We start from the raw sequence: 16543 nt of genomic DNA on the forward strand, positions 1-16543 counted from the left end.
CGACAGGAGACAAGATGGACCTGAGATTGAGACACTGGCTGGCAGCCTTGACGCTGCCGCTGCTGGCCGCCGGTTGCGGTGGCGGAGCAGGGGACGGCGAGGATGCCGCTGCCGCCGATGCGTCGCGCATGCAGGCGCTGGCGGCCAAGACCGCTTCTGCGCCACAGGCGCCCACTGCACGCCTCACCACGCCGTGGACCGACGCCGCGCAGCAGGCCGAGGTTCCGCTGCCCGAATACCCGCGTCCGCAGGTCGCGCGGACCGACTGGCTGAACCTCAACGGCAGCTGGAGCTATACCGGCGGCGCCGCCGCGCCCGATGCCGACAACCCGCCCGCCACCGCGCCGGCCTTCCCGGCCCAGCCCGAGCAGATCCGCGTGCCGTACCCGGTGGAGTCCTACCTCTCCGGCATCCAGCGCATGAACGAGCGCAACCTCTGGTACCGCCGCAGCTTCACGGTGCCGGCCGGCTGGGCCGGCAAGCACGTGAAGCTGAACTTCGGCGCGGTGGACCGCAAGGCCACCGTCTACGTCAACGGCCAGCAGGTCGGCCAGCACAGCGGCGGCTACGACGCCTTCAGCTTCGACATCACGCCCTACCTGAAGAGCGGCGAGAACGAACTGGTGGTCGGCGCCTTCGACCCGACCACCGGCGACGACATGCTGGGCAAGCAGACGCTGAACCCCGGTGGCATCTTCTACACACCCACCTCCGGCATCTGGCAGACGGTGTGGCTGGAGCCGGTGACCAGAGCCCACATCACCCGGCTGGACATGACGCCGGACCTGCCGAACAAGCAACTGCGCATCATCGTGCGCGGCGACAACCTGGACGGCCTGGTGGTGGATGCCGTGGCGTCCTCCGGCGGCAAGAAGGTCGGCACTGGCAGCGGCGTGGGCGACGTTGAATTCACCGTGCCGGTGCCCAACGCACACCTGTGGTCGCCCAGCGATCCTTTCCTCTACGACCTGAAGGTGCGGCTGCGCAAGAAGGCCGGTGCCAAGGTGCATGACGAGGTCAGCAGCTACTTCGGCATGCGCTCGATCAGCATCGGCATCGTCGACGGCGTGCCGCGGCCGCTGCTCAACGGGCAATACGTCTTCCAGTACGGCCCGCTGGACCAGGGCTTCTGGCCCGACGGGCTCTACACCGCGCCGACCGACGACGCGCTGAAGTCCGACCTGCAGGCCATCAAGGACCTCGGCATGAACATGGTGCGCAAGCACATCAAGGTCGAGCCGCAGCGCTGGTTCTACTGGGCCGACAAGCTGGGCCTGATGGTCTGGCAGGACATGCCACACGCCTGGGACGCCGAAAGCAATGCCGACGTGCAGGCTCGCGTGAAGGTCGAGGACAAGGAGATCGTCGACGAGCACCGCTCTTCGCCGGCCGTCGTCACCTGGGTCATCTTCAACGAAAGCTGGGGCGACTTCGACATGGTGGGCATGGCCAACCAGTTCAAGGCCTGGGACCCGAGCCGGCTGATCAACACCCACTCGGGCATCAACTTCGCCCCAGGCGATTCGGGTGCCGGCGACCTGATCGACCTGCACGACTACCCCGGCCCGTCTGCCCCGGCCTGGCAAGCCAACCGGATCTCGGTGCTGGGCGAGTTCGGTGGCAACGGCCTGCGCGTGGACGGCCACATGTGGAACCCGGATTCGACCTGCTGCTACAACCTCTATCCAGACTCGGCGACGCTGACCAATGTCTACGCGGCTCAGGTCGACAGCCTGCGGGAGCTCTCGGCGTCCAAGGGCCTGAGTGCGGCGGTCTACACCGAGATCTCCGACGTGGAGGACGAGCTCAACGGCTTCCTGACCTATGACCGCCAGGTCCAGAAAATGGACTTCGCGCGCGTCAAGGCAGCGCACCAGGCGCTGATCGCCGGCGTGCCTTACCTGCGCAAGGGCAGCTCGTACTCGTTCAGAACCGTGAGCCCCGGCGTGACCGACCGCTACCTGCGCCATGGCGACAGTGGCCTGGGCGTGACCGACGTGGTCAACGCCGGCAGCCCCGCCGGCCTGAAGCAGGACAGTTCCTGGAAGGTGGTCAACGGACTGGCCGACAGCAGCTGCCTGTCCTTCGAGGCGGTGAACCTGCCCGGCCAGTTCCTGCGCCACGCGGCTGACCGCTTGCGCATCGACGCCAGCGACAACAGCGAAGGCTTCCGCGGCGACGCGACCTTCTGTCCGCGCAAGGCGCTCAATGGCGGCGGCGGGCTGTCGCTGGAGTCCAAGAACCTGCCGGGGCAGTACCTGCGGCACATGAATGCCGAGCTCTGGCTGAATGCCTTCGAGGACAGCAGCAGCTTCCGCGCCGATGCCTCCTGGGCGCAGGCCACCGGCTGGTGGCGCAGCAGCGTGCTGATCAATCCGGGCGACATGCATTCGCTGCGGGTGCTGACGCCTGGCTACGACAACCGCTACGTGCGGCACCAGGACGGGCTGGCCTTCACCGAAGTGGTGGCTGCCGACAGCAGCGACACGCTGAAGCTGGACGCGACCTGGCACATCGTGACCGGCCTGGCCGATGGCAGCTGCTACTCGTTCGAGTCGCGCAACTTCCCTGGCGAGTACCTGCGCCACAGCAACTCGCGCGTGCGCCGCGATCCGCTGGAGGACTCGGACCTCTACCGCGCCGATGCGACCTTCTGCGCCGAAGGCACGCCCGACGGCAGCAGCGGCACGCGCTTCTCGGCCAGCAACTTCCCGAACCGCTACCTGCGCCACTACGCTGCCGAAGTCTGGATTGCTGACGGTACCGGCGGCAGCGACTGGAACACCTCGGGCAGCTACCTGAACGACACGCGCTGGGCGGTGGAGAACGCCTGGGCGCCTTGATGTCGGCCCGGTTCATCCCGGGCCTTTTTGGCTCAGCCGGGCGTCACTGCCAGCCGAAGTGCTGGCGGATCAGCTGGGCCGAGCTGTTGACCGGCTGGTGCAGCACATTGGGAAACTGCGCCACGCCGCTCTTCAGGTCCAGCCGCAGCGGATGGGCGCCCAGCACCGCGACCTTGCTGATCTTCCAGCCAGCGCTGCGGAATGCCGCGAGGTAGGCCTGCGCATCCGGCAGCCGTTCGCTGTCATGCGGATGCGCTTCGGGCCACAGCGAAAACGCCACCTGCTGGCAGCGGCTGCGCGCCACCTCGTTGATGAACTCGGCTGGATCGGTGCGCGAGTCCTGCAGCGCGGCCACCCGCACATAGAGCTTGACCTGGCCGCCGCCGTGCAGCGCGATGTCGCGCACGTTGCGGTTGAAACAGCCGGTCAGGCAGCGCAGCAGCGTGGCCTTGCGGGTGTGGGGATTACCGACCAGCACATGGGCTTCCACCATCCGCGAGGCTCCTTCAAGAGGTGATCAGGATCGGGTGCATCAGAACTGGGTCCATTTGCCGGGGGTCATGCCCTTCACGGCACGACCCGAGCCTTCGCAGGTCTTGCGCAGGCCTTCCAGCCCACCGGCGCCTGCATCGGCCAGGTAGTAGTGGCGCGAAATCACCACGTCGCCGCCCGGCGTCGTCACGTCGCATTTGGCCAGCGCACCCGGAGCGCAACTGGCCAGCATCGTGACCTTGGGCGGCGCCGCGCCTTCGAAGGGCGCGTGGCTGGCCTGTTCGCACCAGCTCTTGCCGACCTGCGCGGCCATGGCGCCGCCGCTGAAGCTGGCGCATTCGTGGATCTGGATCGGCTTGGGCGCGACGGGCGGCATGGCCGGCAGCGAGCCCTGCTGGTCGCAGGCCATCACCGGTGCCGGCTCGGCGGCCTGTGCGCTGCCGAGGCAGGCGACCAGGCCGGCCATCAGGCTGGCCATCAAGCTGGCGCTAGCGAGGAAGCGGCGGGAAAACATGGGGAACGAAGGGCGGGTGGTCATCGGGCGAATGTCTTTCAAGGTCCTGGGAATGCGGCGAGGCCGCAGCCTCGGACCATGCTAGCCAACATCGCGAGCAGGAGCCGTGCCCGGTGGTGACAGCAGCCGCACCAGCCAGCGCAGGCCCACCCCCATCAGGATCAAGGACAGCACCCACCAGCCCATGCCGATGTCGCCGTCGCTGCCGGGCGGCGGTGGCGTGTTGTCGCTGGCCAGCCAGGTGATCAAGCTGTTGTAGGCGACGTGCAGCAGCAGCCCCGGGCCAACCGAGCGGGTGCGCTCGTACAACCAGCCGGTCAACACGCCCAGCAGCAGGCCGACCATGAACTGGTAGATGTTCAGGTGCGCCACGCCAAACAGCACGGCCGAGCCGACGATGGCCGGCCAGGCGGCGTACTGCGCCAGGAAGCTGCGCAGGATCACGCCGCGGTACAGCAGCTCTTCGAGCACCGGGGCGATCAGGCAGGCCGTCAGCACGGTGGACAGCGAGGTGTCGCTCATGCGCTTGAACAATTCGGTGTCGTGGCTGGACAGCGGCACCAGGCGGACCAGGATGTCGTCCAGCGTCGAGATGCCCATGACCAGCCCCGGCGTCATCAGCAGCAGCGGTGCCGCGGTGACGCCCAGCGTGGCCATCGCCGAGCTCGGGCCGGCATGGAACAGCGCGCCGTAGCCAATGCCCTTGCGGTACAGCAGCACGCTGAACAGCAGCCCGTAGGACAGGATCAGCACCAGCGCCGTGACCTCAGGCTCCGCCAGCCCGAGGTCCTGGCTGGCGCCGTACAAGGCCTCGCCGATCAGGGCCTGCAGCAGCATCAGCACCAGCATCAACCAGACCGCACCGACGGCCGACGGAAAGCGCGCATCCCGCTCGGGCGGCGGTTCCAGCGGGGCGGGCGGGGGCAAGGGTTCAGGCATGAGGATGTGCCAAGCTTATCCGCATCCGGTGCCCGGCGTAGACTGACCGTTTGACCGCTGCCACAGTCTTTTGCGCATGACCAGCCGACTTCTTGCTGCCCATTCGTTGCCTCGCCGCTCCCTTTCAACCCGCTTGCTGCCTGCCGCCGTCGCCTCGCTGCTGGCGCTGGCCAGCCTGGCCGCCGCTGCCGACGAAGGCATGTGGACTTTCGACAGTCCGCCGCTGGCGGCGATCCAGCAGCAGCACGGTGTGGCACTCAGTGCCCGCTGGCTGCAGCAACTGCAGAAGGCGGCGGTCAACTTCGGCGGGGCCTCGGCCTCTTTCGTGTCATCGCAAGGCCTGGTGCTGACCAACCACCACGTGGCGCGCGGCTGCATCGCCCGGCTCTCCACGCCCGAGCGCGACCTGGACGGCCACGGCTTCCTGGCGCGCACGCAGGCCGAGGAACTGCGCTGCCCGGGCACGGTGCTGAAGGTGTTGCAATCCAGCGACGACGTGAGCGACAGCGTGCGCCTGGCCACCTCTGCCGCGGCCGACGACGACGCGACCCGCAACCAGTCCCGCAAGCGCGTCATTGCCAAGCTGGAGCGCGACTGCCAGCAAAACACCCGGCTGCATTGCCAGGTGGTGGCGCTCTATGGCGGCGCGCGCTACGCGCTGTACCGCTACAAGGAATGGGACGATGTGCGCCTGGTCTTCGCGCCGGATGCCCAGGCCGCCAACTTCGGCGGCGACGACGACAACTTCGTCTATCCGCGCTTTGCGCTGGATTTCGCGCTGGCCCGCGTTTACGAAAACGGCAAGCCCGCCAAGCCCAGCGGCGTGCTGAAGCTGGCCAGCAAGCCGCTGGCCGAGGGCGACCTGGTCTTCGTTGCCGGCCACCCCGGCAGCACCGACCGGCTGCGCACGCAGGCCCAGCTGCGCTTTGCCCGTGACGTGGACTACCCTCGCACGCTGGCCCGCCTGGAAGCCCAGCAGGCGCTGCTGCACGCGTACGCCAAGCGCTCGCCCGAGGCCGCGCGCCAGGCGGCGGACGCGATTGCCGGCGTCGAAAACCGCCTGAAGGCCAAACGCGGGGAATACGCGGCCCTGCGCGACCCGGAGGTGATGGCCCGCAAGGAGGCCGAAGAAGCCCGGCTGCGCGCTGCCTGGACCCAGCGCAACCTGCCCGGCGACCCATGGGCCCTGGTCGAAGCCAGCGTCGCCCGCCATGCCGAGCGCTTCGATGAACTGACCGCCACCGAATACACCTACGGCAGCTTGCTGTCGCTGGCCGGCCTGCTGGTGGACCTGGCCCAGCAGCGCCCGCTGCCCGAGGACCAGCGCCTGGCCGCCTGGCGCGACAGCGAGTTGGTGCAGAACGAGCGCAAGCTGCGCGCCAAGGCGCCGTTCTACCCCGAGCTGGAAACCGTGCGCCTGGCCTGGGCGCTGGGCGAGGCGAAGAAGGTGCTGGGCGACAGCCATCCCTTCGTGACCACTGCCCTGGGCAGCGACACGCCCGAGGCCGCCGCGCAGCGGCTGGTGCGCGGCACCCAGCTGGCCGACCCAGCCGTGCGCGAATCGCTGATGCGTGGCGGCCAGGCGGCGATCGAAGCTTCGACCGACCCGATGATCGTGCTGGCCCGCACGCTGGCGCCGCAGAGGCTGGCGCTGGCCCACTTCAAGGAAGAAGCGCTGGACACCCCGGCCGAAAAGGCTGCCGCGATGATCGGCCAGGCCCGCTACGCATTGGGTGGCGCCAACGTCCCGCCGGACGCCACCGGCACGCTGCGCCTGTCCTACGGCACGGTCAAGGGCTACAGCGAACGCGGCATCCGCACCCCGTGGAAGACCACCTGGTCCGGCCTGCTGGACCGCGCCGACAGCTTCGACGACCGCATGCCCTTCACGCTGTCCACTCCGGTGGCCACGGCCCGGGCCAAGCTCAACCCCCGCACTGCGCTCAACTTCGTCAGCACCGCGGACATCATCGGCGGCAACTCCGGCTCGCCCGTGGTCAACGCCAAGGGCGAACTCGTCGGCCTGATCTTCGACGGCAACCTCGCCTCGCTCGGCGGCCGCTACCTCTACCGCGACGAATCGGCCCGCGCCGTGGCGGTCCACATCGATGCCATCCTGCAGGCGCTGGAGACGGTGTATGGCGCGCCGCAGCTGGCGAAGGAAATTCGCGGCGGCAGGTAGCACAGGGCCCAATGCAACAGGGCCCCCGCGCCAATGGCTTGGGGGCCCTGTGCTCACCGCGGGGGCGAGTCCGTCAGGCGCCGGCCGAGGGCCACAGCACCTGCGGGTCAGGTCAATCGCTCAGATGCGATCGATCGCGTCCTTGACCTTTTCCTTGGCGTCGCCAACGGTGGCCTGGGTCTTGCCGGCAACCTGGTCCACGCGGCCTTCGTTCTTCAGGCGATCATTGCCCACGGCCTTGCCGGCGGCTTCCTTGATCTTGCCCTTGACGTCTTCGACACGGCCTTGCACTTGATCCTTGTTCATGATGATCTCCTTTGAGTCGGCGCCGCGGGGTTCGCAGCGCATGGGCTCACTGTGCCGCCGAGGCCGCGAGGCGTCTGTCGTCCCTGGTCTTGCGTGTCTGTAGGCCTGGTCTGGTGCTGGTGAGCTGTCTCAGCTTCCCGCGATGAAGCGGTCCACGCGCGCGGCTTCGGCCACCAGGTCGGCCCGGCCGTCCAGCAGGTCCACCGGCCGGCGATGGCGCAGCCAGGCGTTGGGCGAGGCGAACCACTGGGTCCGGCCCCAGCCGTCCAGTGCCCTGGGCAGCTCGGCCAGGATGCGCTGCACTTCGGGTCGCAGGGAAATGCCGCCGGCGCTGAACTGGAACATTGGCAGCCAGGTCCAGCCTGACCAGTCGAAGCGGACCAGCTCGGCGCTGCCGGCAACGGCAGGCCTCAGCTGGGTTTCCCGTGCCAGGCCGCCGGAGTGCCGGTAGGCGGACAGCAGCGCGATGAACTGGCTGTCCTCGCAAGTGCCGCTGGCGTCTTCCAGCTGCAGGGCCGGCCGCGGCCTGGGGACGGGCAGCGGCGCGCCGCCGAAAGCCAGCAAGGCGTTTGGCATGGCATTCGGAACGTTGACGGCAAGCGATGAGGCGATCACGGCGGGCTCCTGCAATCCAGTCGGTGGGCAGGCCCATGATCGGCGCCGCGCGGCCGGCGCGCACCCCTCAGGCTGCGGGGTGAGAGGCCCTACTTTTGGCTGAGGCCGAAAAACAGGGCCTGCAGGCGTGAAGCCTGCAGGCCAGCGGCAAATGCGCAGGCGCGACCGGGCGTCTTCGTGGTCATGGCGCCCTGGTCACGCTCCCTCTCACATGCCTCCTGGCCTGCGCGATGATGTAGCAGGGCACTCGCGACCTGCCGTCCTGCGCAAGATCGGCCAGGTGCGGTGCAGCATTGAGCTTTGTTACAGCGATGCCGGGGCCTGGTAGGCCATCGCCCAAGGTGCCGACGCGGTCAAGTCCTACGCAGCGGGGGAGGGCGCGGCGCGCATCCTGCTGGGACCGCGCCTTGGCGCCAACAGGAGCAGTCGCCCATGAACAAGATTTCCTTCAAGTCCCATCGCCCGGTCACCCAGGCCGCTGCGGCAGCGCTTGCCTTCGGCGCCTTGGTGGCAATGGCGCCGTTGGCCGGAGCGGCCGGCGCGCCGCCCACGCTGCGTCCCGATGGCGTCGGCCCGGTGCGCGTGGGCATGGACACCTTCCAGATTCGAGCCGCGCTCGGCGAGAAGACCGTCAAGCTGCCCGACAACGCGCCGGACGCGCAGTGCTTCTACCTGCGCGCCCAGCAATACCCCGAGCTGCGCTTCTTGATGGAAGGCGGCACGCTGCGCCGCATCGACACACGTGAGCCCGGCATGAGCACCGCAGACGGCATTCGCCGAGGCGACACGCTGGCCAAGGTGCAGGCGCTGTATGGCGAACGCCTGAAGACCGAATCCAGCAAGACCGGTGGCGGCAAGGACTGGACGCTGACCGTGCAGGACCCGGACGGCGTGCACGCCACCCGCTTCGAGACCCGCGACGGCTACGTCGAGCACATCGTGGCCGGTTTCACCGAGCAGGTGGAGAACCCCGGCTGCGTTTGACAGCCTGAGTTCAGCGCGGCGCCTTGAAGGCCGGCATGTGCTGGCCTAGCCGCGCGCCCATCTCGGCGCCCAGCGCCTGGAGTGCACTCGCAGGGCGCACCATCACCTCGAACTCGGTGATCAGGCCGTCCGCGTTGAAGCGGATCAGGTCCACGCCCTTGAGCTGCTTGTCGCCCACGCGGGCGCTGAATTCCAGCGTCACGTCCAGCCCTTCGTCGCTGGCGAACTGGCGGTGGTATTCGAAGTCCTCGAAGACCTGCACCACGGTGCGCAGCACCAGCTTCAGCGCCGGCGCGCCGGCATAGGGCTGGTGCGCCATCGGCGAGCGGAACACCGCCTGCGGGTGCACGATCTCGTCCAGCCCGCTCAGGTCCTGGGCCGCAACCATGCGGTGCCAATGTGCCAGCGAGCGGGCGGCTGAGGCTTGCAGATGGGCGGGGGCTGTCATGGTTTGTCTCCTGTTGGATTGAAATGCCTCAAATGGCGAGCAAATGGCGAGCAAAGGGCGTTCAAAGGGCGTTCAAAGGGCGGCGCCGAGCTGCGTGCCCTGCAGGATGGCGCGTTTGGCGTCCAGCTCGGCGGCCACGTCGACGCCGCCGATCAGGTGCGGCGTGATGCCGCGCGCCTGCAGCGCCGGCAGCAGCTCGCGCTGCGGCTCCTGGCCGGCGCAGATCACCACCTGGTCCACCGGCAGCAGGCGCGGTTCGCCGTCCATGCGCAGGTGCAGGCCCTCGTCGTCGATGCGCTCGTACTGCACACCCGCCGCCATCTCCACGCCGCGCGCCTTCAGCCCGGCGCGGTGGATCCAGCCGGTGGTCTTGCCCAGTTGCTCGCCCACCTTGCTGGCCTTGCGCTGCAGCAGGTGCACCTGGTGCGCAGGCACGGGCACTTGCGGCGCCTTCAGGCCGCCGGGCCGCGAGTAGGCGGTGTCCACGCCCCATTCGGCATGGAAGCGCTGTGGCGATGGGGCTTCGCCGTCACCTTCGTGCACCAGGTATTCGGCCACGTCGAAGCCGATGCCGCCCGCGCCGATCACCGCGACCCGCTTGCCAATCGACACATGGTCGCGCAACACGTCCAGGTAGCCCAGCGCCTTCGGATGGTCCAGCCCAGCGATGTCCGGCACCCGCGGCGTCACGCCGGTCGCCAGCACCACCTCGTCGAACCCGCCCGCGGCAAGCTGCGCTGCGCTTACGCGGGTGTCCAGCTTCAGCGCCACGTCCTGCAGCTCGATCTGGCGACGGAAGTAGCGCAGCGTCTCGTGGAACTCCTCCTTGCCCGGCACCTGCTTGGCGATGTTGAACTGCCCGCCAATCTCCGGCCCGGCCTCGAACAGCGTGACCGCATGGCCGCGCTCGGCCGCGGTGATGGCGCAGGCCAGCCCGGCCGGCCCGGCGCCGACGATGGCGATGCGCTTCGGCGCTGCCGTCGGCGCGACGATCAGCTCGGTCTCGTGGCAGGCACGCGGGTTGACCAGGCAGGAGGTGATCTTGCCGCCGAAGGTGTGGTCCAGGCAGGCCTGGTTGCAGCCAATGCAGGTGTTGATCTCGTCGGCCCGGCCCTCGCGCGCCTTGCGCACGAAATGCGGGTCTGCCAGCAGCGGGCGGGCCATCGAGACCATGTTGCAGAAGCCGTCGGCCAGCAGCTGTTCGGCCACTTCCGGCGTGTTGATGCGGTTGGTCGCCACCAGCGGGATCTGGACCTGGCCCATCAGCCGCTGCGTGACCCAGGCAAACGCGCCGCGCGGCACCTTGGTGGCGATGGTCGGCACACGGGCCTCGTGCCAGCCGATGCCGGTGTTCAGGATCGTGGCGCCCGCCGCCTCGATGGCCTTGGCAAGCTGGATGACCTCGTCCAGCGAAGAGCCGCCTTCGACCAGGTCCAGCATCGAGAGCCGGTAGACGATGATGAAGTTCGCGCCGACCCGCTCGCGCACGCGGCGCACGATCTCCACCGGGAAGCGCATGCGGCGCTCGTAGCTGCCGCCCCATTCGTCGTCGCGCTGGTTGGTGCAGGCGGCGACGAACTCGTTGATCAGGTAGCCCTCGCTGCCCATGATCTCCACGCCGTCGTAGCCGGCGTGCTGGGCCAGCGCCGCGCAGCGCACGAAGTCGTCAATGGTCGCTGCCACTTCCTCGCCGCTCAGCGCATGCGGCGTGAACGAATTGATCGGCGCCCGCAACGCGCTGGGTGCGACCAGCGTCGGGTGGTAGGCATAGCGCCCGAAATGCAGGATTTGCATCGCGATGCGCCCGCCTGCGGCATGCACCGCTCGCGTGACGAGTCGGTGCTTCTCGGCTTCCTCTTCGGTGGTGAGCATCGAGCCACCGCGCATCGGGCGGCCTCGTTCGTTCGGCGCAATGCCGCCGGTCACCATCAGCCCCACCTCGCCGCGCGCCCGCTCGGCATAAAACGCTGCCATGCGCTCGAATCCCTGTGGCGCTTCCTCCAGGCCCACATGCATCGAGCCCATCAGCACGCGGTTGCGCAGCGAGGTGAAGCCCAGTTCCAGGGGCTGAAGCAGGTGAGGGTAGGCGGTGGTGGTCATGGGCGGCGGCTTTATGCAACGGGTTGCAAACTCGATGGACCGCAATGTAGTGCGCCGCGCCTTTCAATGCAACTGGTTGCATAAATTGGCCAATTCCTCGGCTCGGATGCGGCTTCGGGCAAGATGCCGCCATGTCCCTGCCGCATGCCTTGTTGACCGCGCTGGCCGAGCGCCCCTGCTCGGGCCTGGAACTGGCCCGCCGTTTCGACCGCTCCATCGGCTACTTCTGGCACGCCACGCACCAGCAGATCTACCGCGAACTCGGCCGGCTGGAAGAAGCCGGCTGGGTGTTGTCCACCGCCGTGGCCCAGAGCCGTGGCCGCAAACGCAACTACAAGCTGCTGCCTGCCGGCAAGCGCGAACTCAAGCGCTGGGTCGCCGAGGCGGAAGACCCGAAACCCCAGCGCGACGAGCTGATGGTCAAGCTGCGCGCCGAAGCCGCCATCGGCCCGGCCGGGCTGGCGCCCGAGCTGCGCCGCCGCCTGGCGCTGCACGAGCAGAAGCTGGCGCTGTACCTGGAAATCGAGGCCACGGACTTCGCCGACCCGGACGCCAGCCGCGAGACGCAATTGCAGCACCTGGTGCTGCAGGCCGGCATTGCGCATGAGCGGCAGTGGATCGCCTTGAGCCAGCGTGCCTTGGCCTTGCTGGAGGTCAAGCGTGAAGAACAAGCTTCCTGAAGCCGCGCCCGCAGCGGGCTCGCCAGCCGAGCGGCGCAACAAGCCGCCGGTGCAGATGCCGGCGCCCAGGCCGTCGAAGGAAGAGATTGCGCTGCTGCCGCCCTACCAGGCGTTGCCGCCGAGCCGCATCCTGCTGGTCACCGAGGCCTCGCACCTGGCCTTTGTGGCGGCGGAGGTTGCGCGCGCCGGCATGGTGGGTTTCGACACCGAATCCAAGCCCATCTTCGGCGCAGGCCTGAAGTCCGACGGCCCGCACGTCATCCAGATCGCCACCCTGGACCACGCCTTCATCTTCCAGACCTTCCGCCGCGACACGCTGGCCGTGCTGCAAGAGATCCTGGAGTCGCCACACATCCTGAAGGTCGGCTTCGGCCTGAACTCGGACCGTGGGCCGCTGCAGGAGAAGCTCGGCATCGGACTGCAAAGCTGCATCGACGTCGCCCGCGCATTCCGCCCGCTGGGCTACCGAGAGGCCGTCGGCGTGAAAACCGCAGTCGCCATCGCCCTCGGCCAGCGCCTGCAAAAGTCCAGGAAGGCCACGACCTCCAACTGGGCGCTGCCGCAGCTTGCGCCTCGTCAATTGCAATATGCGGCAGACGATGCGCATGCGGCGCTGGCGGTGTTCATGGCGCTGGGGTGCCCGCAGAACCAGCCCGTGCGCGAAGCGAAGATTGAATAGGCGGCTCGGCAGCGGACGGGCGAGCACGACGGCCGGTCCTGAACCGATCGCCCGGTCAGGCGGCAGTGCGCGGCTTTTCGAGCAACTTGGCCACGTCGTCCGCGGTCTTCTGTTTGAAGTCCAGCCCGCCCAAGGCGGCGATGCTGCCGTCGCATGGTTGCACTCAGGCATCGCCCAAAGTGCGCGGCATGTGGCTCAATCGCAGTGCGCCGAATTCGTTTGACCTATCAGGAGGTTCAACATGCAAAACGTCTACCTGCCACTGCAATTGCCACTGCAGATGGCTCCATCCAGTCTGAGCCAGTCGATACTGCCGAATTGGTCGTTCAATCTGTTCAATGTCAACGTTGGCGCGTCTTCAAATGCCGCCGTCGAGCAAGAGGCACTGCAAACGGTGGGTAGCTACGGCAAGCAGATCGGCCACTTGGCTGAAGCCCTGGAGGTCGTCATTGGCCAGCTCAAGCTGCTCGAAGACCGGGCCCTTTCCCAGAAGGACAAGGATTCCCTTCGGATTTTCCTTGGCGATATCTCGGCCATCAGGAAGATCAAGACATCGTACGCATAGTCGTCTGGTTGGGTGAATGACATGAAGGCCGAGTACGACCTGTCGAAGATGAAGTCGCGTCGCAATCCGTATGCGTCGAAGCTGAAAAGGCCGGTCACACTGCGCCTCTTGCAGGACGTGGTGGGGTACCTCAAAGGTGTGGCTGCGAAGCTGGCACGCCTTCTCGGAGCCTGACCAATCTCTATCCCAGGGATCGCCTTGCCTAGAACCGCAAGATCGAGATCAGGTGGCCGGGCGCAGCGATGCGAGGCACGGCTGGATTCTTGGGACTCGGTTCGGGTTCGGTCAGGCGCTCGCGTCGATCTGCTCGACGCATCGGTGGTTCAAGCCAGCCTCGGCGGATGCCCTTTCGCTGAAATTTTGACTTCATGAATAAAAAACGTCTTGCCACTGCATCGGCCGCCTGGGGCCTCGCTATGTTTGTGGTCTATTGGTTCATGGCTGGATCGAAGGCCAACGCCCTTCTCCTGGCACTGGTGTTCTTGCTGTGCATGGTGGGCGGTGCTGTTTGGGGTGTCGGGATATACGCATTCAACAAACTGATCGTTCGCTATTCCGGACTACACGGGCAGCAGACCCGGCGAGCAATACAAACGCCCGCGCAGCGCAGACTTCAATTTGCTTCCATCGGGTTCAGCGTCCTGCCGGTGTTGTATGGGGTGTTCAACGACCCATTTCTTTGGCCGGCGCTGGCCGCTGCAGTGGGCCCTTCGCTCACCATGCTTCCGTTGGCTTCACGACCCGCGAGTTCGAGCCAAGTATGGGTTCGCTGTGGATGCGGCTTTCTATTGGGATTTATAGCCGCAGTCGCCACGCATTGGCTTGTAGTTGGGGGGGCGATCGGCATCTCTTCGTTGAAGCCGTGCGTGATTGCAGCGTTGTGCGCTGGGTCCTGGTCTTTCTCGTACGTGCTTTCCGCCAGAGCACGATCTGTCTAAGGTGCGCTCACCTCGGATCGACAACCCGGTTGCTGTCGCGTCGCCTGCGTGCACTAGCGTCGCTGTTCGGCTCCGCCGAGCTGGGTCGCTGACCCATTCACGGCTGGTGGTTACGCCTCCGTGTTCACCGCCTCAACCTTGCGGTGATCCAGCGCCTCCGCCGGCCCCGGCCGGCCCAGCAGGTAGCCCTGCAACTCATCGCACCCCAGGCTCTGCAGCATCGCCATCTGCGGCTCGGTTTCGACGCCTTCGGCGTTGACGCGCATGCCCATTGCGTGGGCGAGGGAGACGATGGAGCGGACGATGAGGGCGACCTTGGCGTCGTGGACCAGGCTGCTGGTGAAGGCGCGGTCGATCTTGATCTTGTCGAAGGGGAAGCGCCAGAGGTAGGCGAGGCTGGAATAGCCGGTGCCGAAGTCGTCCATCGCGATGCGCACGCCCATGGCCGACAGCCCGCCCAGCGTGCGCAGCACTTCGTCGGTGCCGCTCATCAGCAGGGATTCGGTGATCTCCAGTTCCAGCCGGGCTGCGGACAGGCCGGCCACTTCCAGTGCCCGCTCGACGACGCGCACCAGGTCGTGCGTGGGCCGGAACTGCGCAGCCGAGAGGTTCACGGCCACGTGCAGTGGTGCCGGCCAGCTGGCGGCTTCGAGGCAGGCGCGTTGCAGGGCCCAGGCGCCCAGCGCCTCGATCTGGCCGGTCTGCTCGGCCAGTGGAATGAATTCGGCCGGCGGCACCATGCCGCGCTGCGGATGGCGCCAGCGCATCAGCGCTTCGTAGCCGAGCAGGGTTGTGCCGTCATTGGCCCACAGCGGCTGGTAGTGCAGCGACAGGTGGCCGTCTGCGAGTGCCGAGCGCAGGTCCTGCGCCAGCGAGCGGCGCTCGGCCAGTTCGCGGTCCAGCGCGGGGTCATAGAAGCTGAAACAGTTGCGGCCGCCGGTCTTGGCGCGGTACATGGCGACGTCGGCCTTGTGCAGCAGTTCGTCCACCGCCTGGGCGTCCACGCCAAAGCGCGCTGCGCCGACGCTGGCGCCGCAGAGCAGCGTGTGGCCGCTGAGCTCGAAGGGCAGGGCGATGGCATCGACCACGCGCTGGGCCAGCCGGCCCACGTCTTCCGGGCTGTTGACGGCGCTTTGCAGGATCGCGAATTCGTCGCCGCCCAGGCGGGCCACCAGGTCGCCATGGCGGACCAGCGCTGCCAGCCGCGCGGCGGCCTGGCGCAGCACTTCGTCGCCCGCGGCATGGCCGCGCGCGTCGTTGATTTCCTTGAAGTGGTCCAGGTCGATGCACAGCACCGCGAAGCCCGCCCCGCCCTTGCCGTGGCGCCAGCCGGCCTGTTCCAGCGCCTGCTGGAAGCTGGCCCGGTTCAGTGCGCCGGAGAGCGGGTCGTGTTCGGCCAGGTAGCGCATGCGCTGCTGGGTGCGGCGGCGTTCGGCCAGGCGCTGCCAGGCCTGCGCGCCCATCGCGCCGCCTATGGCCAGCAGCAGCGCCACGACGATGGCCGAGACCTTGGCAAACGCGGCGCGGATGCGGGCCGCATGCCCGGTCTGGTCCACATAGACCTCGACCACGCCCAGCACCCGGTCGCCTGCCATCACCGGCACATAGGCTTCGCTGTAGACCGGTGGGTGGGCGGTTTCGCCTGCCCCTGGCGCATCGTCGTCATCTTCGTCATCGGCACCGTGCAGCTCGATGAAATTGCGCCCGCCCAGCACGATGGCGCTGACATGCGTGTTCGGATGTTCCTGGCCCAGCGCCTGGCCGCCCTGGCCCACGCGGGGTTCCTGCGCCGCGAGGTCTTCCGAGCTCAGCAGCGCCCGGCCATCGCGGTCGAACAGCTGGAAGCGGAACACGTCGCCCATGTGATGCAGCCGGCGCAGCTCGGTGAGGGTTTCGGGTTCCAGGCTGCCTTGGTCGAACAGCAGGCTCAGCTTGGGCACGGCCCCGGCGATGAAGCCGGCATATTGCAGCGCGGCGTGTTCGGCTTCGTCGACCAGCAGGCGCCCAGCGGTGCGGCTCATCAGCATGGCTGCGCCGCCGATCGCGGCGACAAAGGCGACGGACCAGATCAGCGCACGAAGGACTCGGGACGACAGCAGGGATTTCATGGGCATTGCAACGCACCGCGGTGACCTGGTTGGCCGCTGGCACTGTGACGCTATCGGCTGCCGCAGGCGGGGCTTGAGTGCGCTGCTGCCATGCGCGGGATGCGTGGCTTCCTTTATCGCGGGCCAGCGGCACTGCAGCACAATTCGCGG

The 16543-nt window shown here is 67.7% G+C and carries 15 protein-coding genes; 7 read left to right on the forward strand and 8 right to left on the reverse strand.

All coding sequences use genetic code 11. From position 1 onward, the window contains the following. The first annotated feature begins 14 nt into the window (after positions 1-14). Positions 15-2843 (forward strand): AbfB domain-containing protein, encoded by a 2829-nt coding sequence (locus LRH25_RS09615; RefSeq protein ID WP_231011051.1) that lies wholly within the window; start codon positions 15-17, stop codon positions 2841-2843. Positions 2844-2886: 43 nt separating this feature from the next. On the opposite strand, the gene LRH25_RS09620 is transcribed toward LRH25_RS09615, so the two are convergent. From LRH25_RS09620 to LRH25_RS09630, 3 genes are read right to left on the reverse strand one after another with little or no spacing between them, the layout of a single operon-like run. Next, positions 2887-3336, reverse strand: a complete 450-nt coding sequence (locus tag LRH25_RS09620; RefSeq protein ID WP_141289424.1) for a hypothetical protein — start codon at positions 3334-3336, stop codon at positions 2887-2889. A gap of 39 nt (positions 3337-3375) precedes the next feature. After that, positions 3376-3873, reverse strand: a complete 498-nt coding sequence (locus LRH25_RS09625) for a hypothetical protein (RefSeq protein ID WP_141289425.1) — start codon at positions 3871-3873, stop codon at positions 3376-3378. 57 nt (positions 3874-3930) lie between these two features. After that, positions 3931-4788 (reverse strand): CPBP family intramembrane glutamic endopeptidase, encoded by an 858-nt coding sequence (locus LRH25_RS09630; protein WP_141289426.1) that lies wholly within the window; start codon positions 4786-4788, stop codon positions 3931-3933. A gap of 133 nt (positions 4789-4921) precedes the next feature. On the opposite strand from LRH25_RS09630, the gene LRH25_RS09635 reads away from it, so the two are divergent. Then, positions 4922-6970, forward strand: coding sequence for a S46 family peptidase (locus tag LRH25_RS09635; RefSeq protein WP_231011052.1), 2049 nt, complete (start codon positions 4922-4924; stop codon positions 6968-6970). Between the two features lie 120 nt (positions 6971-7090). Here LRH25_RS09635 and LRH25_RS09640 read toward each other — a convergent pair whose 3' ends face one another. Together LRH25_RS09640 and LRH25_RS09645 are read right to left on the reverse strand one after the other, a co-directional pair. Next, on the reverse strand, positions 7091-7276 hold the full coding sequence (locus LRH25_RS09640; RefSeq protein WP_141290231.1) for a CsbD family protein: 186 nt from the start codon (positions 7274-7276) through the stop codon (positions 7091-7093). Positions 7277-7405: 129 nt separating this feature from the next. Further along, a complete protein-coding gene (locus tag LRH25_RS09645; protein ID WP_141290230.1) occupies positions 7406-7891 on the reverse strand; it encodes a hypothetical protein in 486 nt (161 codons plus the stop codon). 432 nt (positions 7892-8323) lie between these two features. Here LRH25_RS09645 and LRH25_RS09650 point away from each other — a divergent pair, with 432 nt between their 5' ends. After that, the gene (locus LRH25_RS09650) at positions 8324-8875 is read left to right on the forward strand and encodes a hypothetical protein (protein ID WP_141290229.1); all 552 of its coding nucleotides are present in this window, start codon (positions 8324-8326) and stop codon (positions 8873-8875) included. Between the two features lie 10 nt (positions 8876-8885). Here LRH25_RS09650 and LRH25_RS09655 read toward each other — a convergent pair whose 3' ends face one another. Then, positions 8886-9323 carry a nuclear transport factor 2 family protein gene (locus LRH25_RS09655; RefSeq protein ID WP_141290228.1) on the reverse strand — a complete coding sequence of 146 codons (438 nt, stop codon included), beginning with the start codon at positions 9321-9323 and terminating at the stop codon, positions 8886-8888. Between the two features lie 72 nt (positions 9324-9395). Further along, complete coding sequence (locus tag LRH25_RS09660; protein WP_231011053.1) at positions 9396-11423, reverse strand: FAD-dependent oxidoreductase; 2028 nt, start codon at positions 11421-11423, stop codon at positions 9396-9398. 131 nt (positions 11424-11554) lie between these two features. On the opposite strand from LRH25_RS09660, the gene LRH25_RS09665 reads away from it, so the two are divergent. The 4 genes from LRH25_RS09665 to LRH25_RS09680 all read left to right on the forward strand — a co-directional run bounded on the left by LRH25_RS09665 (position 11555) and on the right by LRH25_RS09680 (position 13521). Next, positions 11555-12103, forward strand: a complete 549-nt coding sequence (locus LRH25_RS09665; RefSeq protein WP_141289280.1) for a PadR family transcriptional regulator — start codon at positions 11555-11557, stop codon at positions 12101-12103. Then, on the forward strand, positions 12084-12782 hold the full coding sequence (locus LRH25_RS09670; protein ID WP_231011054.1) for a 3'-5' exonuclease: 699 nt from the start codon (positions 12084-12086) through the stop codon (positions 12780-12782). Before LRH25_RS09665 ends, LRH25_RS09670 begins: the two co-directional genes overlap by 20 nt. Positions 12783-13023: 241 nt before the next feature. After that, positions 13024-13347 carry a hypothetical protein gene (locus LRH25_RS09675; protein ID WP_141289279.1) on the forward strand — a complete coding sequence of 108 codons (324 nt, stop codon included), beginning with the start codon at positions 13024-13026 and terminating at the stop codon, positions 13345-13347. Between the two features lie 21 nt (positions 13348-13368). Then, positions 13369-13521 (forward strand): hypothetical protein, encoded by a 153-nt coding sequence (locus tag LRH25_RS09680; RefSeq protein ID WP_211361464.1) that lies wholly within the window; start codon positions 13369-13371, stop codon positions 13519-13521. 874 nt (positions 13522-14395) lie between these two features. Here LRH25_RS09680 and LRH25_RS09685 read toward each other — a convergent pair. Then, on the reverse strand, positions 14396-16393 hold the full coding sequence (locus LRH25_RS09685) for a putative bifunctional diguanylate cyclase/phosphodiesterase (RefSeq protein ID WP_231011055.1): 1998 nt from the start codon (positions 16391-16393) through the stop codon (positions 14396-14398). Positions 16394-16543 lie beyond the last annotated feature (150 nt).

Origin of the sequence: Ideonella azotifigens, from assembly GCF_021043325.1 — a bacterium.
In the GTDB taxonomy this organism is placed as follows: domain Bacteria; phylum Pseudomonadota; class Gammaproteobacteria; order Burkholderiales; family Burkholderiaceae_C; genus Ideonella; species Ideonella azotifigens.